The organism is Vibrio sp. Scap24 (assembly GCF_013394185.1).
In the GTDB taxonomy this organism is placed as follows: domain Bacteria; phylum Pseudomonadota; class Gammaproteobacteria; order Enterobacterales; family Vibrionaceae; genus Vibrio; species Vibrio pomeroyi.
In genome coordinates, this window is record NZ_CP041332.1 from 1,610,683 (window position 1) to 1,626,436 (window position 15,754).

Sequence of the window (15,754 nt, forward strand, 5' to 3'; positions counted from 1 at the left end):
TACTTGATAAACCCTGGGGGGAAAAGGTAAGCCGATGAACAATTTTACGAATAAGCTCTATATTCTTACTGAGCATGACGATACCTATACGCAACTGATTCTAAACCAAGATTTACCCGACTTAGAAATCACTCAAAACCCCGAGTTGGCTGAGATTGTATTAGCCTCACCTCCCCTGATAGCCGAGCGTCTTAACGAGTTTAAAACGCTTGATTGGGTACAAAGCACCTACGCTGGCATCAATAAGCTCACTCAACCAGAGCTTCGTCAGGATTACACGCTGACCAACGTCAAAGGTATCTTCGGCCCTGCTATCGCGGAGTACGTTTTAGGTTACGCAATCAGCCACTTTAGACACTTTCCTCATTACCACCAGCAACAACAGCAGCGAAACTGGCAGCCTCAGCTTTATTCTAGCCTAACTGACAAAACCATGGTGATTTTAGGAACGGGGTCTATTGGTAGTCATTTAGCAAAAACCGCTGAAGCGTTTGGCATTCATACCATTGGCGTCAACCGCACAGGCATTCCATCAAAGCAAGAGACCTTCAAAGACACATTCCACATCAATGAGTTAGAAGCCACCCTCAAGCAAGCGGATATTGTGGTCAATACTCTGCCATCGACACCCGAAACCTATCAACTACTTAATCAAACCACTCTCAGTTATTGTTCTAATGTGCTGCTGTTTAATGTCGGCAGAGGGGAAAGCTTAGACAACAAAGCCTTGTTGTTAGCGATTAAAAACCGATGGGTAGAACACGCATTTTTAGATGTATTTGAAAGCGAGCCCCTTTCGCAAGATCATCCGTTCTGGAAACTACCGCAAGTGACGATTACGCCACACATTGCTGCACTCAGTGAACCAAGACAAGTAATAGAGATCTTCGCAGAGAATTACAAACAGTGGCGAGATGGTTTTACACTGAACCATGTCATTGATTTTGATAAAGGCTACTAATGTCCTCTTCGCTACTTAAAGAGATACGACAATGCACTGCATGTGAGCCTCACCTCTCGCACGGTGCCAACCCTGTCATTCAAGCTCATCCAAACGCGCGCTTGTTGATCATAGGCCAAGCGCCAGGTATCAAGGTGCATGAATCCTCCACCCCTTGGAACGATGCCAGTGGTGAACGATTGAGAGAATGGTTAGGGATAGACAGTGATACCTTTTATGACGAGAAAAAAGTCGCGATTGTACCTATGGGGTTTTGTTACCCGGGCAAAGGAAAAAGTGGCGACCTGCCACCACGGAAAGAGTGTGCTGAACTCTGGCATCAGAAAGTACTGCAATCACTACCCAATATCCAAATGACACTATTGATTGGTCAGTATGCGCAAAACTATTATTTAAAGGAAAGAAACACCAAAACACTGACAGAAACTGTCAAGAACTGGCAAGCTTGGGCACCGGAGTTTTTACCACTTCCCCACCCTTCACCACGTAATAATATCTGGCTCAAGAAGAACCCGTGGTTTGAGAATGAGGTTATTCCTTACATCCGGCAGCACATCTCAGAGCATTTGACCTACCATGATCTAAATGCCTAATTAACTGCACACGGCGAAGTTCAACAAGTATTAAATGCCGAGCTTCAGGCAATAAAAAAGCGCTGCGGGTTGCCCAGCAGCGCTTTCAATCATCTTACACAGAATTACTTGTGGTAAGGCTTAGACAGTTCGTGAACAGCGTCAACGAATACACCAGCGTTTTCTGGCGGCACATCTAAGTGGATACCGTGGCCTAGGTTAAATACATGACCTGTACCACCGTCGCCAAAGCCTTCAAGAATGCTACCTACTTCTTCACGAATACGTTCTGGTTGAGCGTAAAGCATAGAAGGATCCATGTTACCTTGCAGTGCCACTTTGTCGCCAATGCGAGCTTTCGCGTCTGCGATATTGATTGTCCAGTCTAGACCTACAGCATCACAGCCAGTTGCTGCGATAGACTCTAGCCACATACCACCGTTCTTAGTAAACAGAGTCACTGGAACACGACGACCTTCGTTTTCACGGATTAGGCCATCAACGATTTTGTGCATGTACTGCAGTGAGAACAGGTTGTAATCACGAGGAGTCAATACGCCACCCCATGTATCAAATACCATTACTGATTGAGCACCCGCTTTAATTTGCGCGTTTAGGTATTCAATTACACTGTCAGCCAGCTTATCTAGAAGCAGGTGCAGTGTTTGTGGTTCTGCGTACATCATCTTCTTGATCTTAGTGAACGCTTTAGAGCTTCCACCTTCAACCATGTATGTCGCTAGCGTCCATGGGCTACCAGAGAAACCAATCAGTGGTACTTCGCCTTTCAGGTCTTTACGGATCTGACGAACAGCATTCATTACGTATTGAAGCTCACCTTCTGGATCAGGTAGGCCAATTTTTTCTACGTCAGCTTTACATGTGATTGGACGCTCGAACTTAGGACCTTCACCTGTTTCAAAGTACAAACCTAAACCCATAGCATCAGGGATAGTTAGGATGTCTGAGAACAAGATTGCCGCATCAAGCGGGAAACGACGTAAAGGTTGAAGGGTTACTTCTGATGCAAGTTCCGCGTTTTTGCACAAAGACATGAAGTCGCCTGCTTCTGCACGCGTTGCTTTGTACTCTGGAAGATAGCGGCCAGCTTGGCGCATCATCCATACCGGTGTGTAATCAACAGGCTGTTTTAAAAGTGCGCGTAAATAGCGATCGTTTTTTAATTCGGTCATTCCGTTAAATTCCAATTCAATCTTGTCTAGTTTTGATGGCAAGTATTCTAACACTGATTGAGGGGTAAAAGCTGTGTGCTTTGCAACCTAGATCAAGTTATTAACTTTTAAATCAATGCTTAATTTGCACCCAATTAAGGGAGCATGTTAAAAATTTGTTCGCTAGCGAAAATTACAATTATAACACCTGAGTAGTCACTACTCAGCATCTCATAACGACATCTTACTTACCCCCTCCACTTGTGGAGGGTTTTTTTTAGCTTTTGACCACCCATAGGCCAAATACTATTGCAGGCCATTTAGTGCTCGAGCACCTGCTCTGTCACTTCACCTTTCATCACGTCATCGACGGTTTTCTCAATCAATTGTCTCGCAATAGTACCAACCGGAGCCACATCAGGTAGAGCCGTCACGTCAAACCACTGGGCATCGGATAGCTCACTGTAATCAGGCTTGAGAGTACCACTAGCATAATCAGCCAGAAAGGCCATCATCATGCTCGATGGGAAAGCCCATGGCTGACTGCCAAAGTAACGAATATTACCCACATCGATGCCCGTTTCTTCTTTGACTTCGCGCGCCACACACTGCTCTAAGGTCTCTCCTACTTCTAGAAAGCCCGCTATCACGGTATACATGCCCGTTTTATGTCTTGGGTGTTGTGCCAGCAATATCTTGTTGTCGTTTCGTACAGCGACAATGATGCACGGGAAAATGCGAGGATAATGAAGAGTTCGGCAGTCACCGCACTGCATCGCCACTTGATTGTGGTTCAAGTGATTACGACCACCGCACTGCGGGCAGAAACGCATACTTTGAGTCATGTGCCCATACTGGATAGCCTTACTTGCCATGAGAAAGTTCGATTCAGGCCAGTGCAGTAACTCGCGTAGGTTAACCATGCTCAGTTCACTCTCGACATCACAATCGTTAAGCCAATACACCTTACGACCTTGATGTTGGCCAATACAAATCGCATGTTCAACACTGAGCCCGAGCTCGTCAGCTGAGCCGTAAGGAAACTGATCATTATTAACCCAAATATCACTACCTGAAACGACGCACCAATAAGCTTGCTCTGTCATTTTCTTATCACTTTTTTTTAACATCCCTATGCCTCATTGCTTGCAGTTCGTTCATTTTACTGGCAATCTAATTTCATACTAGAGTTGTAGCAGAGAATAATTCAAGCTATTACTTTTAGTAGTTATCAATAAACGGACCCTGCTTAGGCAATTACTTGATCACAAGGTTGTGATCAGATCATGAGGACATGGTCATGCTAAATAAATTCAAACAAATACAAGAACAATGGGGTGGCTCTAATGAGGTCATCGATCATTGGCTCGAAACTCGACAATCTCTAATCGTTGAGTATTGTAAGCTAGGTGCCTTGCAGCCAGCTAGCAATGGGCAATCAAACGTTGTTGAACTCCCTTCTCCTAAAGAAATAAGCTCATTCTGCGATCATGTTGTCGATTATATCTCAGAGGGTCATTTTAAGATCTACGATATGGTAATGAAAAAATGGCAAGCAACGGGCTTTAAAACCAATGACGAGATTGATACAACTTACGCGAAGATCGTACTCACAACCGAGCCGCTTCTAGAGTTCAATGATAAGTACGTTAAAGTAAATGCAGACGATGAGTTGCCTAACTTCGAAGGAGATATGTCAAAAGTAGGTGAACTACTCGAAGTACGTTTTGAAGTAGAAGATAATCTTATCCAGCTTATTGCAGACAGTTTAGCGATTCCACCAGGCGCTTAGTTAGCTGAACCCTTAATAAGCTTGCCTCTGTGCAAGCTTTTTGTTTTGCCTATAACTCCCCTAACCACTCAACTCTATTAAAGCCTAAGTACCACCAGCAAACTGCGAATCCGTCCCCTCGACTCATCCACGATTATCCTCTTTCCATCAATGCTCGTGATTCACCGGCTAGCGTCAGTAAAAACACGCCTAAGCTCACATACCAATAACCCAAACGCCAGATACAAAAAAGGCACCCGTAGGTGCCTTTTTGTTATCTCTTAGAGACTACTCGTAGAGCTTACTCTTCTGAAGAGAAACCAGCATTTAGAAGTGCTGCTAGATTGTCAGTAGCTTGTTCAGCTGAAGGACCTTCTTGCTCTTCTTCACGCTTAGCTTGACGCTCTTGGTGGTATGCGAAACCAGTACCAGCTGGGATCAGACGACCAACAATTACGTTCTCTTTCAGACCGCGAAGGTCGTCACGCTTACCAGAAACTGCCGCTTCTGTTAGTACGCGAGTCGTTTCTTGGAACGATGCAGCTGAGATGAATGACTCAGTTGCAAGAGATGCTTTAGTAATACCTAGTAGATCACGTTCGAAACGTACTAGTTCTTTACCTTCAGCTTCTAGCTTACGGTTAGCAATCTTAACATTGTGGTACTCAACTTGTTCGCCAGGTAGGAACTGAGAGTCACCAGAATGAGTGATTGTACACTTACGTAGCATTTGACGAACGATAGTCTCAATGTGCTTATCGTTAATCTTAACGCCTTGTAAGCGGTAAACTTCTTGAACTTCGTTCGCGATGTACTGAGTTACTGCGTGGATACCACGTAGACGCAGGATATCGTGTGGAGTTTCAGGACCGTCGGCGATTACATCACCACGTTCAATCTTCTCACCTTCGAACACGTTCAATTGACGATGCTTAGGAATCATCTCTTCGTAAGCGTCACCGCCTTCACGAGTGATTACTAGACGACGCTTACCTTTCGTTTCTTTACCGAAAGACACAGTACCTGTGTGCTCAGCAAGGATCGCAGGCTCTTTAGGCTTACGAGCTTCGAATAGGTCAGCTACGCGTGGTAGACCACCGGTGATATCTTTGTTTCCGCTCGATTTTTGAGGGATACGAGATAGTGTGTCACCAATGCCAACTTCAGCGCCATCTTCAATGTTTACAATCGCTTTACCAGGTAGGAAGTAGTGAGCTGGCATTTCAGTACCAGGGATCATTACATCGTTACCTTGCTCGTCAACAAGTTTGATAGCTGGACGCATATCTTTACCTGCTGCTGGACGAGCTGCTGCATCTGTAACTTCAGAAGAAGAAAGACCAGTTAGATCATCCGTTTGACGAGAAACAGTTACGCCATCGATCATATCAACGAACTGGATGCGACCTGCCACTTCAGTGATGATTGGCATAGTGTGCGCTTCCCAGTTAGCTACAACTTCACCAGCTTCCACTGCGTCGTTGTCCGCTTTGCTCAGTACAGAACCGTAAGGAAGTTTGTGCTTCTCTTTAGTACGACCGAACTCATCAATAATCGTCATCTCAGATGCACGAGAAGTGATAACTAGCTTCTTGTCTTTGTTGATTACGAACTTAGCGTTGTGAAGTTTCACAGTACCAGTTGTCTTAGCTTGGATGCTGTTCTCTGCTGCTGCAGTAGATGCCGCACCACCGATGTGGAACGTACGCATCGTTAGCTGTGTACCCGGCTCACCGATAGATTGTGCAGCGATAACACCAACTGCTTCACCTTGGTTCACTAGGTGACCACGTGCTAGGTCACGACCGTAACACTGTGCACAACAACCGAAGTCTGCATCACAGGTAACAACAGAGCGCACTTTCATGCTATCTACTGAGTTGTCTTCCATGATTTGACACCACTTCTCATCAATCAGAGTATTACGTGGAATCAGTACATCTTCAGTACCAGGCTTAAGAACGTCTTCAGCTACTACACGACCTAGAGCAAGCTCAGAAAGTGCAACTTTAACGTCACCACCTTCGATGTGAGGCATCATGTCGATACCTTCATGTGTGCCACAGTCATGTTCGTGTACTACAACGTCTTGAGCAACGTCTACTAGACGACGAGTTAGGTAACCCGAGTTTGCTGTTTTCAGTGCTGTATCCGCAAGACCCTTACGAGCACCGTGCGTTGAGATAAAGTACTGAAGGACGTTTAGACCTTCTTTAAAGTTCGCAGTGATCGGCGTTTCGATGATTGAACCATCTGGACGCGCCATCAGACCACGCATACCCGCTAGCTGACGAATCTGAGCTGCAGAACCACGTGCGCCCGAGTCGGCCATCATGTAGATGCTGTTGAACGATTCTTGTTGTTCTTCTTCACCGTCACGGTTGATAACTGTTTCAGAAGATAGGTTATCCATCATTGCTTTCGCAACGCGGTCATTCGTAGATGCCCAGATATCGATAACTTTGTTGTAACGCTCACCCGCAGTAACAAGACCAGATTGGAATTGCTCTTGGATTTCACGAACTTCTTCTTCAGCAGATTCAATTTCATCGTATTTCGCTTGAGGTACAACCATATCGTCGATACCTACAGAAACACCAGAAAGTGCCGCGTATGCAAAACCTGCGTACATGATTTGGTCAGCGAATACTACTGTGTCCTTAAGACCAAGCTTACGGTACGCTTCGTTAAGAAGGGTAGAAATTTGCTTCTTACCTAACTTCTGGTTAACGATGCTGTACGGTAGGCCAGCTGGAACGATTTGCCATAGCATTGCACGGCCGACAGTTGTATCAACCATCTTCGTTTCAGTAGTGCTGTTACCATCTTCGTCTACTACGGTCTCAGTGATACGAACTTTAACGCGAGCGTGAAGCTCAGCAGTCTTAGTACGGTATGCCTTCTCAGCCTCTTCAGGGCCAGCAAGGTACATACCTTCGCCTTTCACGTTGATCTTTTCACGAGTCATGTAGTAAAGACCCAATACAACGTCCTGAGAAGGTACGATGATCGGATCACCTGACGCTGGCGACAGAATGTTATTCGTCGACATCATCAGTGTACGTGCTTCAAGCTGTGCTTCTAGAGTTAGAGGCACGTGTACCGCCATTTGGTCACCATCGAAGTCGGCGTTGTATGCCGCACACACTAGTGGGTGAAGCTGAATCGCTTTACCTTCGATTAGTACTGGTTCAAACGCTTGGATACCTAGACGGTGAAGTGTAGGTGCACGGTTAAGCAGCACTGGGTGTTCACGGATAACTTCGTCTAGGATATCCCAAACGATAGCTTCTTCGCGCTCTACCATCTTCTTAGCAGCTTTGATTGTCGTAGCCATGCCACGAGTTTCTAGCTTGCTGTAGATGAACGGCTTAAATAGCTCAAGTGCCATCTTCTTAGGAAGACCACACTGATGTAGACGAAGGTATGGACCTACTGTGATTACAGAACGGCCAGAGTAGTCTACACGTTTACCTAGAAGGTTTTGACGGAAACGACCTTGTTTACCCTTGATCATATCAGCAAGAGATTTCAGAGGACGCTTGTTCGAACCTGTAATCGCACGACCGCGACGACCGTTATCTAGAAGTGCATCAACAGACTCTTGCAGCATACGCTTTTCGTTACGTACGATGATGTCCGGAGCAGCTAGCTCTAGAAGACGCTTCAAACGGTTGTTACGGTTAATAACACGACGGTAAAGGTCGTTCAGATCAGAAGTCGCAAAACGACCGCCATCTAGTGGTACTAGAGGACGTAGATCTGGCGGTAGCACTGGAAGTACAGTCAGGATCATCCATTGAGGGTCGTTGCCCGATTGGATGAACGCTTCAACTAGCTTCAAACGCTTAGTAACTTTTTTACGCTTAGTTTCAGAGTTAGTTGTTTCCAACTCTTCGCGCATTTCTTCCACTTCTTGATGAAGGTCCATTGTTGCAAGCAGATCTTTGATCGCTTCAGCACCCATCTTAGCAGTGAATTCGTCACCCCACTCTTCTAGACGATCCAGATACTCTTCTTCAGTAAGCATCTGAGATTTTTCTAGATCAGTCATACCTGGTTCAGTTACTACGTACATTTCGAAGTAAAGAACACGTTCGATATCACGTAGAGGGATATCCATTAGTAGACCGATACGAGACGGCAGTGATTTTAGGAACCAGATGTGAGCAACTGGAGAAGCTAGCTCGATGTGGCCCATACGGTCACGACGAACTTTAGTCTGTGTAACTTCAACGCCACACTTCTCACAGATAACACCACGGTGCTTCAGGCGCTTGTATTTACCACAAAGACATTCGTAGTCTTTAACTGGACCAAAAATACGCGCACAGAACAGACCATCACGTTCAGGTTTGAACGTACGATAGTTAATTGTTTCCGGTTTCTTAACTTCACCAAAAGACCATGAACGGATCATGTCTGGTGAAGATAGACCGATTTTGATTGCATCAAATTCTTCGGTCTTATGCTGTGCTTTTAGAAAGTTTAATAAGTCTTTCACATTCAGCTCCTGTAAGGAGTTAAAGGAGCTCGCTACTGCAGCGGGCTCCCTTTTACCAAATAATCCTATCTTCTTTTAAAAAGAGGAGGGATTACTCTTCGTCTTCTAGCTCGATGTTGATACCTAGCGAGCGAATCTCTTTCAACAGTACGTTGAACGACTCAGGCATACCAGGTTCCATGCTATGGTTACCGTCTACGATGTTCTTATACATCTTAGTACGGCCGTTAACGTCATCCGACTTAACTGTTAGCATTTCTTGTAGAGTATATGCAGCACCGTATGCTTCTAGTGCCCATACTTCCATCTCACCGAAACGCTGACCACCGAACTGAGCTTTACCACCAAGTGGTTGCTGAGTTACTAGGCTGTAAGAACCAGTAGAACGAGCGTGCATCTTGTCATCAACCAAGTGGTTCAGTTTCAGCATGTACATGTAACCTACAGTTACAGGACGCTCAAACGAATCACCAGTACGACCATCAAACAGTTTAAGCTGACCAGATTCTGGCAGATCACCCAGTTTAAGTAGTTCTTTGATTAATGTCTCAGAAGCACCGTCGAACACAGGAGTAGCAATCGGTAGACCGCCACGTAGGTTCTTGATCAGTGTACGAACTTGATCATCAGACAGTTCAGCAATATCAACTTTCTGACGAGTATCACCAAGATCATAAACCTTCTGTAGGAACTCACGGAACTTATGCAGTTCTTGTTGTTCCTTAACCATTTGGTTGATCTTGTCACCGATACCTTTAGCAGCCAAACCTAAGTGAACTTCTAGGATCTGACCGATGTTCATACGCGATGGTACACCCAGCGGGTTAAGTACGATGTCTACAGGTTGACCTTTCTCATCGTATGGCATGTCTTCAACAGGGTTAATCTTAGAGATTACACCTTTGTTACCGTGACGACCGGCCATCTTATCACCAGGCTGGATACGACGTTTAACCGCTAGGTAAACTTTAACAATCTTAAGAACGCCAGGCGCTAGATCATCACCTTGAGTGATTTTACGACGCTTAGTTTCAAACTTCTTATCGAAGTCTGCTTTTAGCTCATCCCACTGCTCAGCAAGTTGCTCAAGCTGTGTTTGTAGCGCATCGTCTTCTAGAACTTGCTCTAGCCATTGCTTACGACCGATAGTATCAAGCTTAGCTTCAGAGTAACCACCAGACAGAAGTACAGCTTTAACACGGTTAAGAAGGCCACCCTCAAGAATTTGGAACTCTTCAGTTAGGTCTTTCTTAGCTTCTTTAAGCTGCATCTGTTCGATTTCAAGTGCACGCTTGTCTTTCTCTACGCCATCGCGAGTGAAGACTTGTACATCGATGATAGTACCCGAAACAGAGTTTGGTACACGTAGAGAAGTATCTTTAACATCAGATGCTTTCTCACCGAAGATTGCACGTAGTAGCTTCTCTTCAGGAGTCAGTTGAGTTTCACCTTTAGGTGTTACTTTACCAACTAGGATGTCGCCACCCTTAACTTCAGCACCAATGTAAACGATACCTGACTCGTCTAGTTTAGACAGAGCAGACTCACCTACGTTTGGAATATCAGCTGTGATCTCTTCAGAGCCCAGCTTAGTATCACGAGCCACACAAGACAGTTCTTGAATGTGGATAGTCGTGAAACGGTCTTCTTGAACTACGCGCTCAGATACTAAGATCGAGTCTTCGAAGTTGTAACCGTTCCAAGGCATGAACGCGATACGCATGTTTTGGCCAAGAGCTAGTTCACCAAGGTCTGTTGAAGGACCGTCAGCAAGAACGTCGCCGCGTGCAACTGGTTCGCCAGGAAGTACAGTTGGACGTTGGTTGATACATGTGTTTTGGTTCGAACGCGTGTACTTAGTTAGGTTGTAGATATCGATACCAGCTTCGCCAGGTACCAACTCATCTTCGTTAACCTTAACTACGATACGAGAAGCGTCTACAGACTGAACTTGACCACCACGTTTAGCAACCGCTGTAACACCAGAGTCAACTGCGATGTTACGTTCAATACCAGTACCTACTAGAGGCTTATCAGCCTTAAGTGTTGGTACAGCTTGACGTTGCATGTTCGCACCCATCAATGCACGGTTCGCATCATCGTGTTCTAGGAACGGGATAAGCGAAGCAGCGATAGATACTACTTGGTTTGTCGCAACGTCCATGTAGTCAACGTGATCACGAGGGTGAAGACCAGATTCACCTTTTTGACGAGCAGTGATTAGCTCATCTGCAAACGTACCTTCTTCTGTAAGAACAGTGTTTGCCTGCGCGATTACGAATTGACCTTCCTGGATTGCAGACAGGTAATCAACTTCTTCTGTTACTACACCATCTACTACACGACGGTACGGAGTTTCTAGGAAACCGTAATCGTTACAACGTGCAAACGCAGATAGCGAGTTAATTAGACCGATGTTTGGACCTTCAGGCGTTTCGATCGGACATAGACGACCGTAGTGAGTTACGTGAACGTCACGTACTTCGAAGCCTGCGCGCTCACGAGTAAGACCACCAGGACCTAAAGCAGAGATACGACGCTTGTGCGTAACTTCTGACAATGGGTTGTTTTGGTCCATAAACTGTGAAAGCTGTGAAGAGCCAAAGAATTCTTTAACTGCAGCAGAGATCGGCTTAGCGTTGATAAGATCTTGAGGCATGATTGCATCAAGGTCACCAAGGCTTAGGCGCTCTTTAACGGCACGTTCTACACGAACTAGACCAACACGGAATTGGTTTTCTGCCATTTCACCTACAGAACGGATACGACGGTTGCCAAGGTGGTCGATATCGTCCACTTCACCAATACCGTTACGGATACCAATCAGTTTCTTCATCACTTCGATGATGTCTGATTCATCCAGAGTACCGCGCTCTTCTTCTTCTTCACGCTCGATAGAGCTGTTGAACTTCATACGGCCTACAGTTGATAGGTCGTAACGTTCTTCAGAGAAGAATAGGCTTTCGAATAGAGATTCTGCAGCTTCTTTCGTTGGTGGCTCGCCAGGACGCATCATGCGGTAGATTTCTACCAATGCAGAGATGCGATCTACTGTGCTATCTGCACGTAGAGTGTCTGACATGAATGGACCGTGATCTAGGTCATTCGTGAACAGAGTTTGTAGAGCCTTGTGGCCTGCTTGAGACAGGTTAGCAAGTGCTTCTAGGCTAATCTCTTGGTTCGCGCCAACGATGATCTCGCCAGTTGCTTCGTTGATGTAATCTTTAGATGCAACTTTACCAACGATGTACTCTACTGGTACTTCGATGTGCTCAACGCCATCTTTTTCAAGTTGACGGATATGGCGAGCAGTAACACGACGACCAGTCTCAACGTAAGTTTTGCCGTTTGCTTCGATGTCGAATGACGCAGTTTCACCACGTAGACGATCAGGAACCAACTCCATAAGAAGAGTTTGGTCTTTAACTTCGAAGTTCACTTTGTCGAAGAACAGATCAAGGATCTCTTCAGTCGATTTACCAAGTGCACGAAGAATAATCGATGCTGGTAGCTTACGACGACGGTCGATACGTACGAATAAGTTATCCTTAGGATCGAACTCAAAGTCTAACCATGAGCCACGGTAAGGAATTACACGTGCGTTATAAAGAACTTTACCTGATGAGTGGGTCTTACCCTTATCACTGTCGAAGAACACGCCTGGGCTTCGGTGCAGCTGGGATACGATAACCCTCTCGGTACCATTAATTACGAAAGTACCATTGTCTGTCATAAGCGGAATTTCGCCCATGTAGACTTCTTGTTCTTTAATGTCTTTTACAGTACCTGCTGGTGCATCTCGATCAAAGATAACTAGACGTAGTTTTACGCGTAGTGGCTTTGAGTAAGTAACACCGCGGATTTGACATTCTTTAACGTCAAAAACTGGCTCACCAAGACGGTAGCTAACGTATTGCAGCTCAGAATTGCCGTTGTAGCTCTGAATTGGAAATACAGAACGGAAAGCAGCTTCAAGACCGTATTGACCTTCTGGATCCTGTTCGATGAATTTGTCGAAAGAATCAAGCTGGATCGATAACAGGTATGGAATGTCCAAAACTTGTGGACGAGTACCAAAATCCTTACGGATGCGCTTTTTCTCGGTATAAGAGTAAACCATGGGGTTCCTCAGCTCGCTGATAAGTGACCCAAACCACCCAAAACACTCTTCAGAGGGGGTGGTGACAAACAGCTGTTTAGTGGTAGTGAACAATCATTTCGAAAAAATGACTGTTTTTTTGCTCGGATTATGACGGTTAAACAGCGGAAATTTCGTCATAGCCCTACAGCGCAAAAAGGCCGGTGGTTAATAAACCACCAGCCATTAGCCTTGCGGCTATGAAATTAAGTAATAATTACTTGATTTCAACAGAAGCGCCAGCTTCTTCTAGCTGTGCTTTAAGAGCTTCAGCTTCAGCTTTGTCAACGCCTTCTTTAAGCGCTGCAGGAGCTGAGTCTACAAGACCTTTAGCTTCTTTAAGACCTAGGCCAGTTGCGCCACGTACAGCTTTGATAACTTGTACTTTGTTAGCGCCAGCAGCAGTTAGGATAACGTCGAATTCAGTTTGCTCAGCAGCAGCGTCGCCGCCAGCTGCGCCACCAGCTACAACAGCAGCAGCTGCAGTAACGCCGAATTTCTCTTCCATAGCTTCGATAAGCTCAACAACTTGCATTACAGACATTTCTGCAACTGCGTCTAGGATTTGCTCGTTAGTAATAGACATAACAATTCTCTTTTAAGTCAACAATAAGTTTAAATAGCAACCAGTGAAAAGCAAGGCTTATGCCGCAGCTTCTTCTTTTTGGTCGCGAACAGCAGCGATAGTACGAACCAGCTTGCCAGCAGAAGCTTCTTTCATGCACATCATTAGGCGTGCGATAGCTTCGTCGTAAGTTGGTAGTGTCGCTAGTACTTCAGCATCAGTAACTGCGCCTTCAAATGCAGCAGCTTTGATCTCGAAATCTTTATTCTCTTTAGCGAAGTCTTTGAAAAGACGCGCTGCAGCACCTGGGTGCTCATTAGAGAATGCGATCAGAGTTGGACCAGTGAAAGTGTCTACTAGACACTCGTAGTCTGTACCCTGAACCGCACGGCGTGCTAGTGTGTTACGAACAACTTTCATGTAAACACCCGCTTCGCGAGCTTGTTTACGTAGAGAAGTCATTGCGCCAACTTCAACGCCACGAGAATCAGCTACAACTGCAGAAAGTGCACCACTGGCAGCTTCGTTGACTTCAGCAACAATTGCTTTTTTGTCTTGAAGATTTAAAGCCATTTGGATTAACCTCTGGTTGTGATTACAGCACTCAATACAAAATGTAATGAGCGTTTACGATGTTATTTAAAAATGAATAAATTCACTTCAAACCACAACATCGCCTACGTAGGTTTTATTAAGCTATCAATAATCTAATGAAAATCGACAGCGCCTACGGTCTTGGGATAGATGATTTCAAATTGCTTTAAAACCACCCAACCACAAATATTAGGCGCAGAAGTATACACTAAATCTGCGCCTAAGCAAATTAGTTTGCTTGAGTGTCAAGACTAGCTTGATCAACAGCAACACCAGCACCCATCGTAGTAGAGATGCTTACTTTCTTCAGGTAAGTACCCTTAGCTGAAGAAGGTTTAGCTTTCTTAAGAGCAACTAGAAGTGCTTCTAGGTTCTCTTGAAGCTGGTTAGCTTCGAAAGATGCTTTACCGATAGTAGTGTGGATGATGCCGTTCTTGTCGTTACGGTAACGAACCTGACCAGCTTTAGCGTTCTTAACCGCTTCAGCAACGTTAGGAGTTACAGTACCAACTTTAGGGTTTGGCATAAGGCCGCGTGGACCTAGGATTGTACCTAGTTGACCAACAACACGCATTGCATCTGGAGAAGCAACAACTACGTCGAAGTTCATTTCGCCTTTTTTCACTTGCTCAGCAAGATCTTCCATACCAACGATATCTGCGCCAGCAGCTTTAGCAGCTTCTGCGTTTGCACCTTGAGTGAAAACAGCAACGCGGATGTCACGGCCAGTACCGTGAGGTAGCACAGTTGCGCCACGAACGTTTTGGTCAGATTTACGAGCATCGATGCCTAGGTTAACAGCAACGTCTACAGACTCAACGAATTTAGCAGTCGCTAGTTCTTTAAGAAGAGCAACAGCTTCGTTGATTTCGTATTCTTTAGTTGAGTCAACTTTGTCGCGGATTACGCGCATACGCTTAGTAAGTTTTGCCATGATCTTATCCCTCTACCACTAGGCCCATTGAACGAGCAGTACCAGCAATAGAACGCTTCATTGCTTCGATGTCAGCACCAGTCATATCAGCAGCTTTAGTTTCTGCGATTTCCTGAACTTGAGCGTCAGTAACAGTACCAACTTTCTCAGTGTTTGGACGACCAGAACCAGACTTAACGCCAGCAGCTTTCTTAAGAAGAACAGCAGCAGGTGGAGTCTTAGTTACGAACGTGAAAGAACGGTCGTTGTAAACAGTAATAACTACTGGAGTAGGTAGACCTTTCTCAACAGATTCTGTTTTTGCGTTGAACGCTTTACAGAATTCCATGATGTTCACGCCGTGTTGACCTAGAGCAGGACCAACCGGTGGACTTGGGTTTGCCATACCAGCTGCAACTTGCAGTTTGATATAAGCTTCAACTTTCTTAGCCATGATATTTCCTAATATTTGGGTACATGCGCCAGCCGTAAGGCGAGCTCCCCATAATTTCAATTAACTCTTTTTTACTTCCATAGAAGCAAAAAGGCGCGAAATTATAATCA

11 protein-coding genes are annotated in these 15,754 nt (G+C 45.2%); 3 read left to right on the forward strand and 8 right to left on the reverse strand.

Annotation, left to right across the window (positions count from 1 at the left end; all coding sequences use genetic code 11):
* Window positions 1-34 precede the first annotated feature (34 nt).
* Window positions 35-961 (forward strand): D-2-hydroxyacid dehydrogenase, encoded by a 927-nt coding sequence (locus FLM53_RS07005; RefSeq protein ID WP_176680567.1) that lies wholly within the window; start codon window positions 35-37, stop codon window positions 959-961.
* Entirely contained in the window at window positions 961-1,554 is a 594-nt protein-coding gene (locus FLM53_RS07010; protein ID WP_176680568.1) for a uracil-DNA glycosylase family protein, read from the forward strand. Before FLM53_RS07005 ends, FLM53_RS07010 begins: the two co-directional genes overlap by 1 nt.
* A gap of 104 nt (window positions 1,555-1,658) precedes the next feature.
* Here FLM53_RS07010 and hemE read toward each other — a convergent pair whose 3' ends face one another.
* Together hemE and nudC are read right to left on the reverse strand one after the other, a co-directional pair.
* Window positions 1,659-2,726, reverse strand: a complete 1,068-nt coding sequence (gene hemE, locus FLM53_RS07015) for a uroporphyrinogen decarboxylase (RefSeq protein WP_017060530.1) — start codon at window positions 2,724-2,726, stop codon at window positions 1,659-1,661.
* 299 nt (window positions 2,727-3,025) lie between these two features.
* Window positions 3,026-3,835, reverse strand: coding sequence for an NAD(+) diphosphatase (gene nudC / locus FLM53_RS07020; RefSeq protein ID WP_176680569.1), 810 nt, complete (start codon window positions 3,833-3,835; stop codon window positions 3,026-3,028).
* Window positions 3,836-3,999: 164 nt separating this feature from the next.
* Here nudC and FLM53_RS07025 point away from each other — a divergent pair, with 164 nt between their 5' ends.
* The gene (locus FLM53_RS07025; protein WP_017096512.1) at window positions 4,000-4,497 is read left to right on the forward strand and encodes an Rsd/AlgQ family anti-sigma factor; all 498 of its coding nucleotides are present in this window, start codon (window positions 4,000-4,002) and stop codon (window positions 4,495-4,497) included.
* Window positions 4,498-4,777: 280 nt separating this feature from the next.
* On the opposite strand, the gene rpoC is transcribed toward FLM53_RS07025, so the two are convergent.
* The 6 genes from rpoC to rplK all read right to left on the reverse strand — a co-directional run bounded on the left by rpoC (window position 4,778) and on the right by rplK (window position 15,644).
* Window positions 4,778-8,980 (reverse strand): DNA-directed RNA polymerase subunit beta', encoded by a 4,203-nt coding sequence (rpoC, locus tag FLM53_RS07030; RefSeq protein WP_017631518.1) that lies wholly within the window; start codon window positions 8,978-8,980, stop codon window positions 4,778-4,780.
* Between the two features lie 91 nt (window positions 8,981-9,071).
* Window positions 9,072-13,100, reverse strand: a complete 4,029-nt coding sequence (gene rpoB, locus FLM53_RS07035; RefSeq protein WP_017631517.1) for a DNA-directed RNA polymerase subunit beta — start codon at window positions 13,098-13,100, stop codon at window positions 9,072-9,074.
* Between the two features lie 235 nt (window positions 13,101-13,335).
* Window positions 13,336-13,704 carry a 50S ribosomal protein L7/L12 gene (gene rplL, locus FLM53_RS07040; protein ID WP_017631516.1) on the reverse strand — a complete coding sequence of 123 codons (369 nt, stop codon included), beginning with the start codon at window positions 13,702-13,704 and terminating at the stop codon, window positions 13,336-13,338.
* A 57-nt stretch (window positions 13,705-13,761) separates the two neighbouring features.
* Window positions 13,762-14,256 carry a 50S ribosomal protein L10 gene (gene rplJ, locus FLM53_RS07045; RefSeq protein WP_010435550.1) on the reverse strand — a complete coding sequence of 165 codons (495 nt, stop codon included), beginning with the start codon at window positions 14,254-14,256 and terminating at the stop codon, window positions 13,762-13,764.
* A gap of 250 nt (window positions 14,257-14,506) precedes the next feature.
* On the reverse strand, window positions 14,507-15,211 hold the full coding sequence (gene rplA, locus FLM53_RS07050; protein WP_017631514.1) for a 50S ribosomal protein L1: 705 nt from the start codon (window positions 15,209-15,211) through the stop codon (window positions 14,507-14,509).
* 4 nt (window positions 15,212-15,215) lie between these two features.
* A complete protein-coding gene (rplK, locus tag FLM53_RS07055) occupies window positions 15,216-15,644 on the reverse strand; it encodes a 50S ribosomal protein L11 (RefSeq protein WP_010435555.1) in 429 nt (142 codons plus the stop codon).
* Window positions 15,645-15,754 lie beyond the last annotated feature (110 nt).

Excerpts from the sequence above, each read along its gene's own strand:
- rplA (WP_017631514.1), bottom strand. The coding sequence starts at position 15,211 with ATGGCAAAACTTACTAAGCGTATGCGCGTAATCCGCGACAAAGTTGAC.
- FLM53_RS07010 (WP_176680568.1), top strand. The coding sequence starts at position 961 with ATGTCCTCTTCGCTACTTAAAGAGATACGACAATGCACTGCATGTGAG.
- rplL (WP_017631516.1), bottom strand. The coding sequence starts at position 13,704 with ATGTCTATTACTAACGAGCAAATCCTAGACGCAGTTGCAGAAATGTCT.
- hemE (WP_017060530.1), bottom strand. The coding sequence starts at position 2,726 with ATGACCGAATTAAAAAACGATCGCTATTTACGCGCACTTTTAAAACAG.
- nudC (WP_176680569.1), bottom strand. The coding sequence starts at position 3,835 with ATGTTAAAAAAAAGTGATAAGAAAATGACAGAGCAAGCTTATTGGTGC.
- rplJ (WP_010435550.1), bottom strand. The coding sequence starts at position 14,256 with ATGGCTTTAAATCTTCAAGACAAAAAAGCAATTGTTGCTGAAGTCAAC.
- FLM53_RS07025 (WP_017096512.1), top strand. The coding sequence starts at position 4,000 with ATGGTCATGCTAAATAAATTCAAACAAATACAAGAACAATGGGGTGGC.
- rpoB (WP_017631517.1), bottom strand. The coding sequence starts at position 13,100 with ATGGTTTACTCTTATACCGAGAAAAAGCGCATCCGTAAGGATTTTGGT.
- FLM53_RS07005 (WP_176680567.1), top strand. The coding sequence starts at position 35 with ATGAACAATTTTACGAATAAGCTCTATATTCTTACTGAGCATGACGAT.
- rplK (WP_010435555.1), bottom strand. The coding sequence starts at position 15,644 with ATGGCTAAGAAAGTTGAAGCTTATATCAAACTGCAAGTTGCAGCTGGT.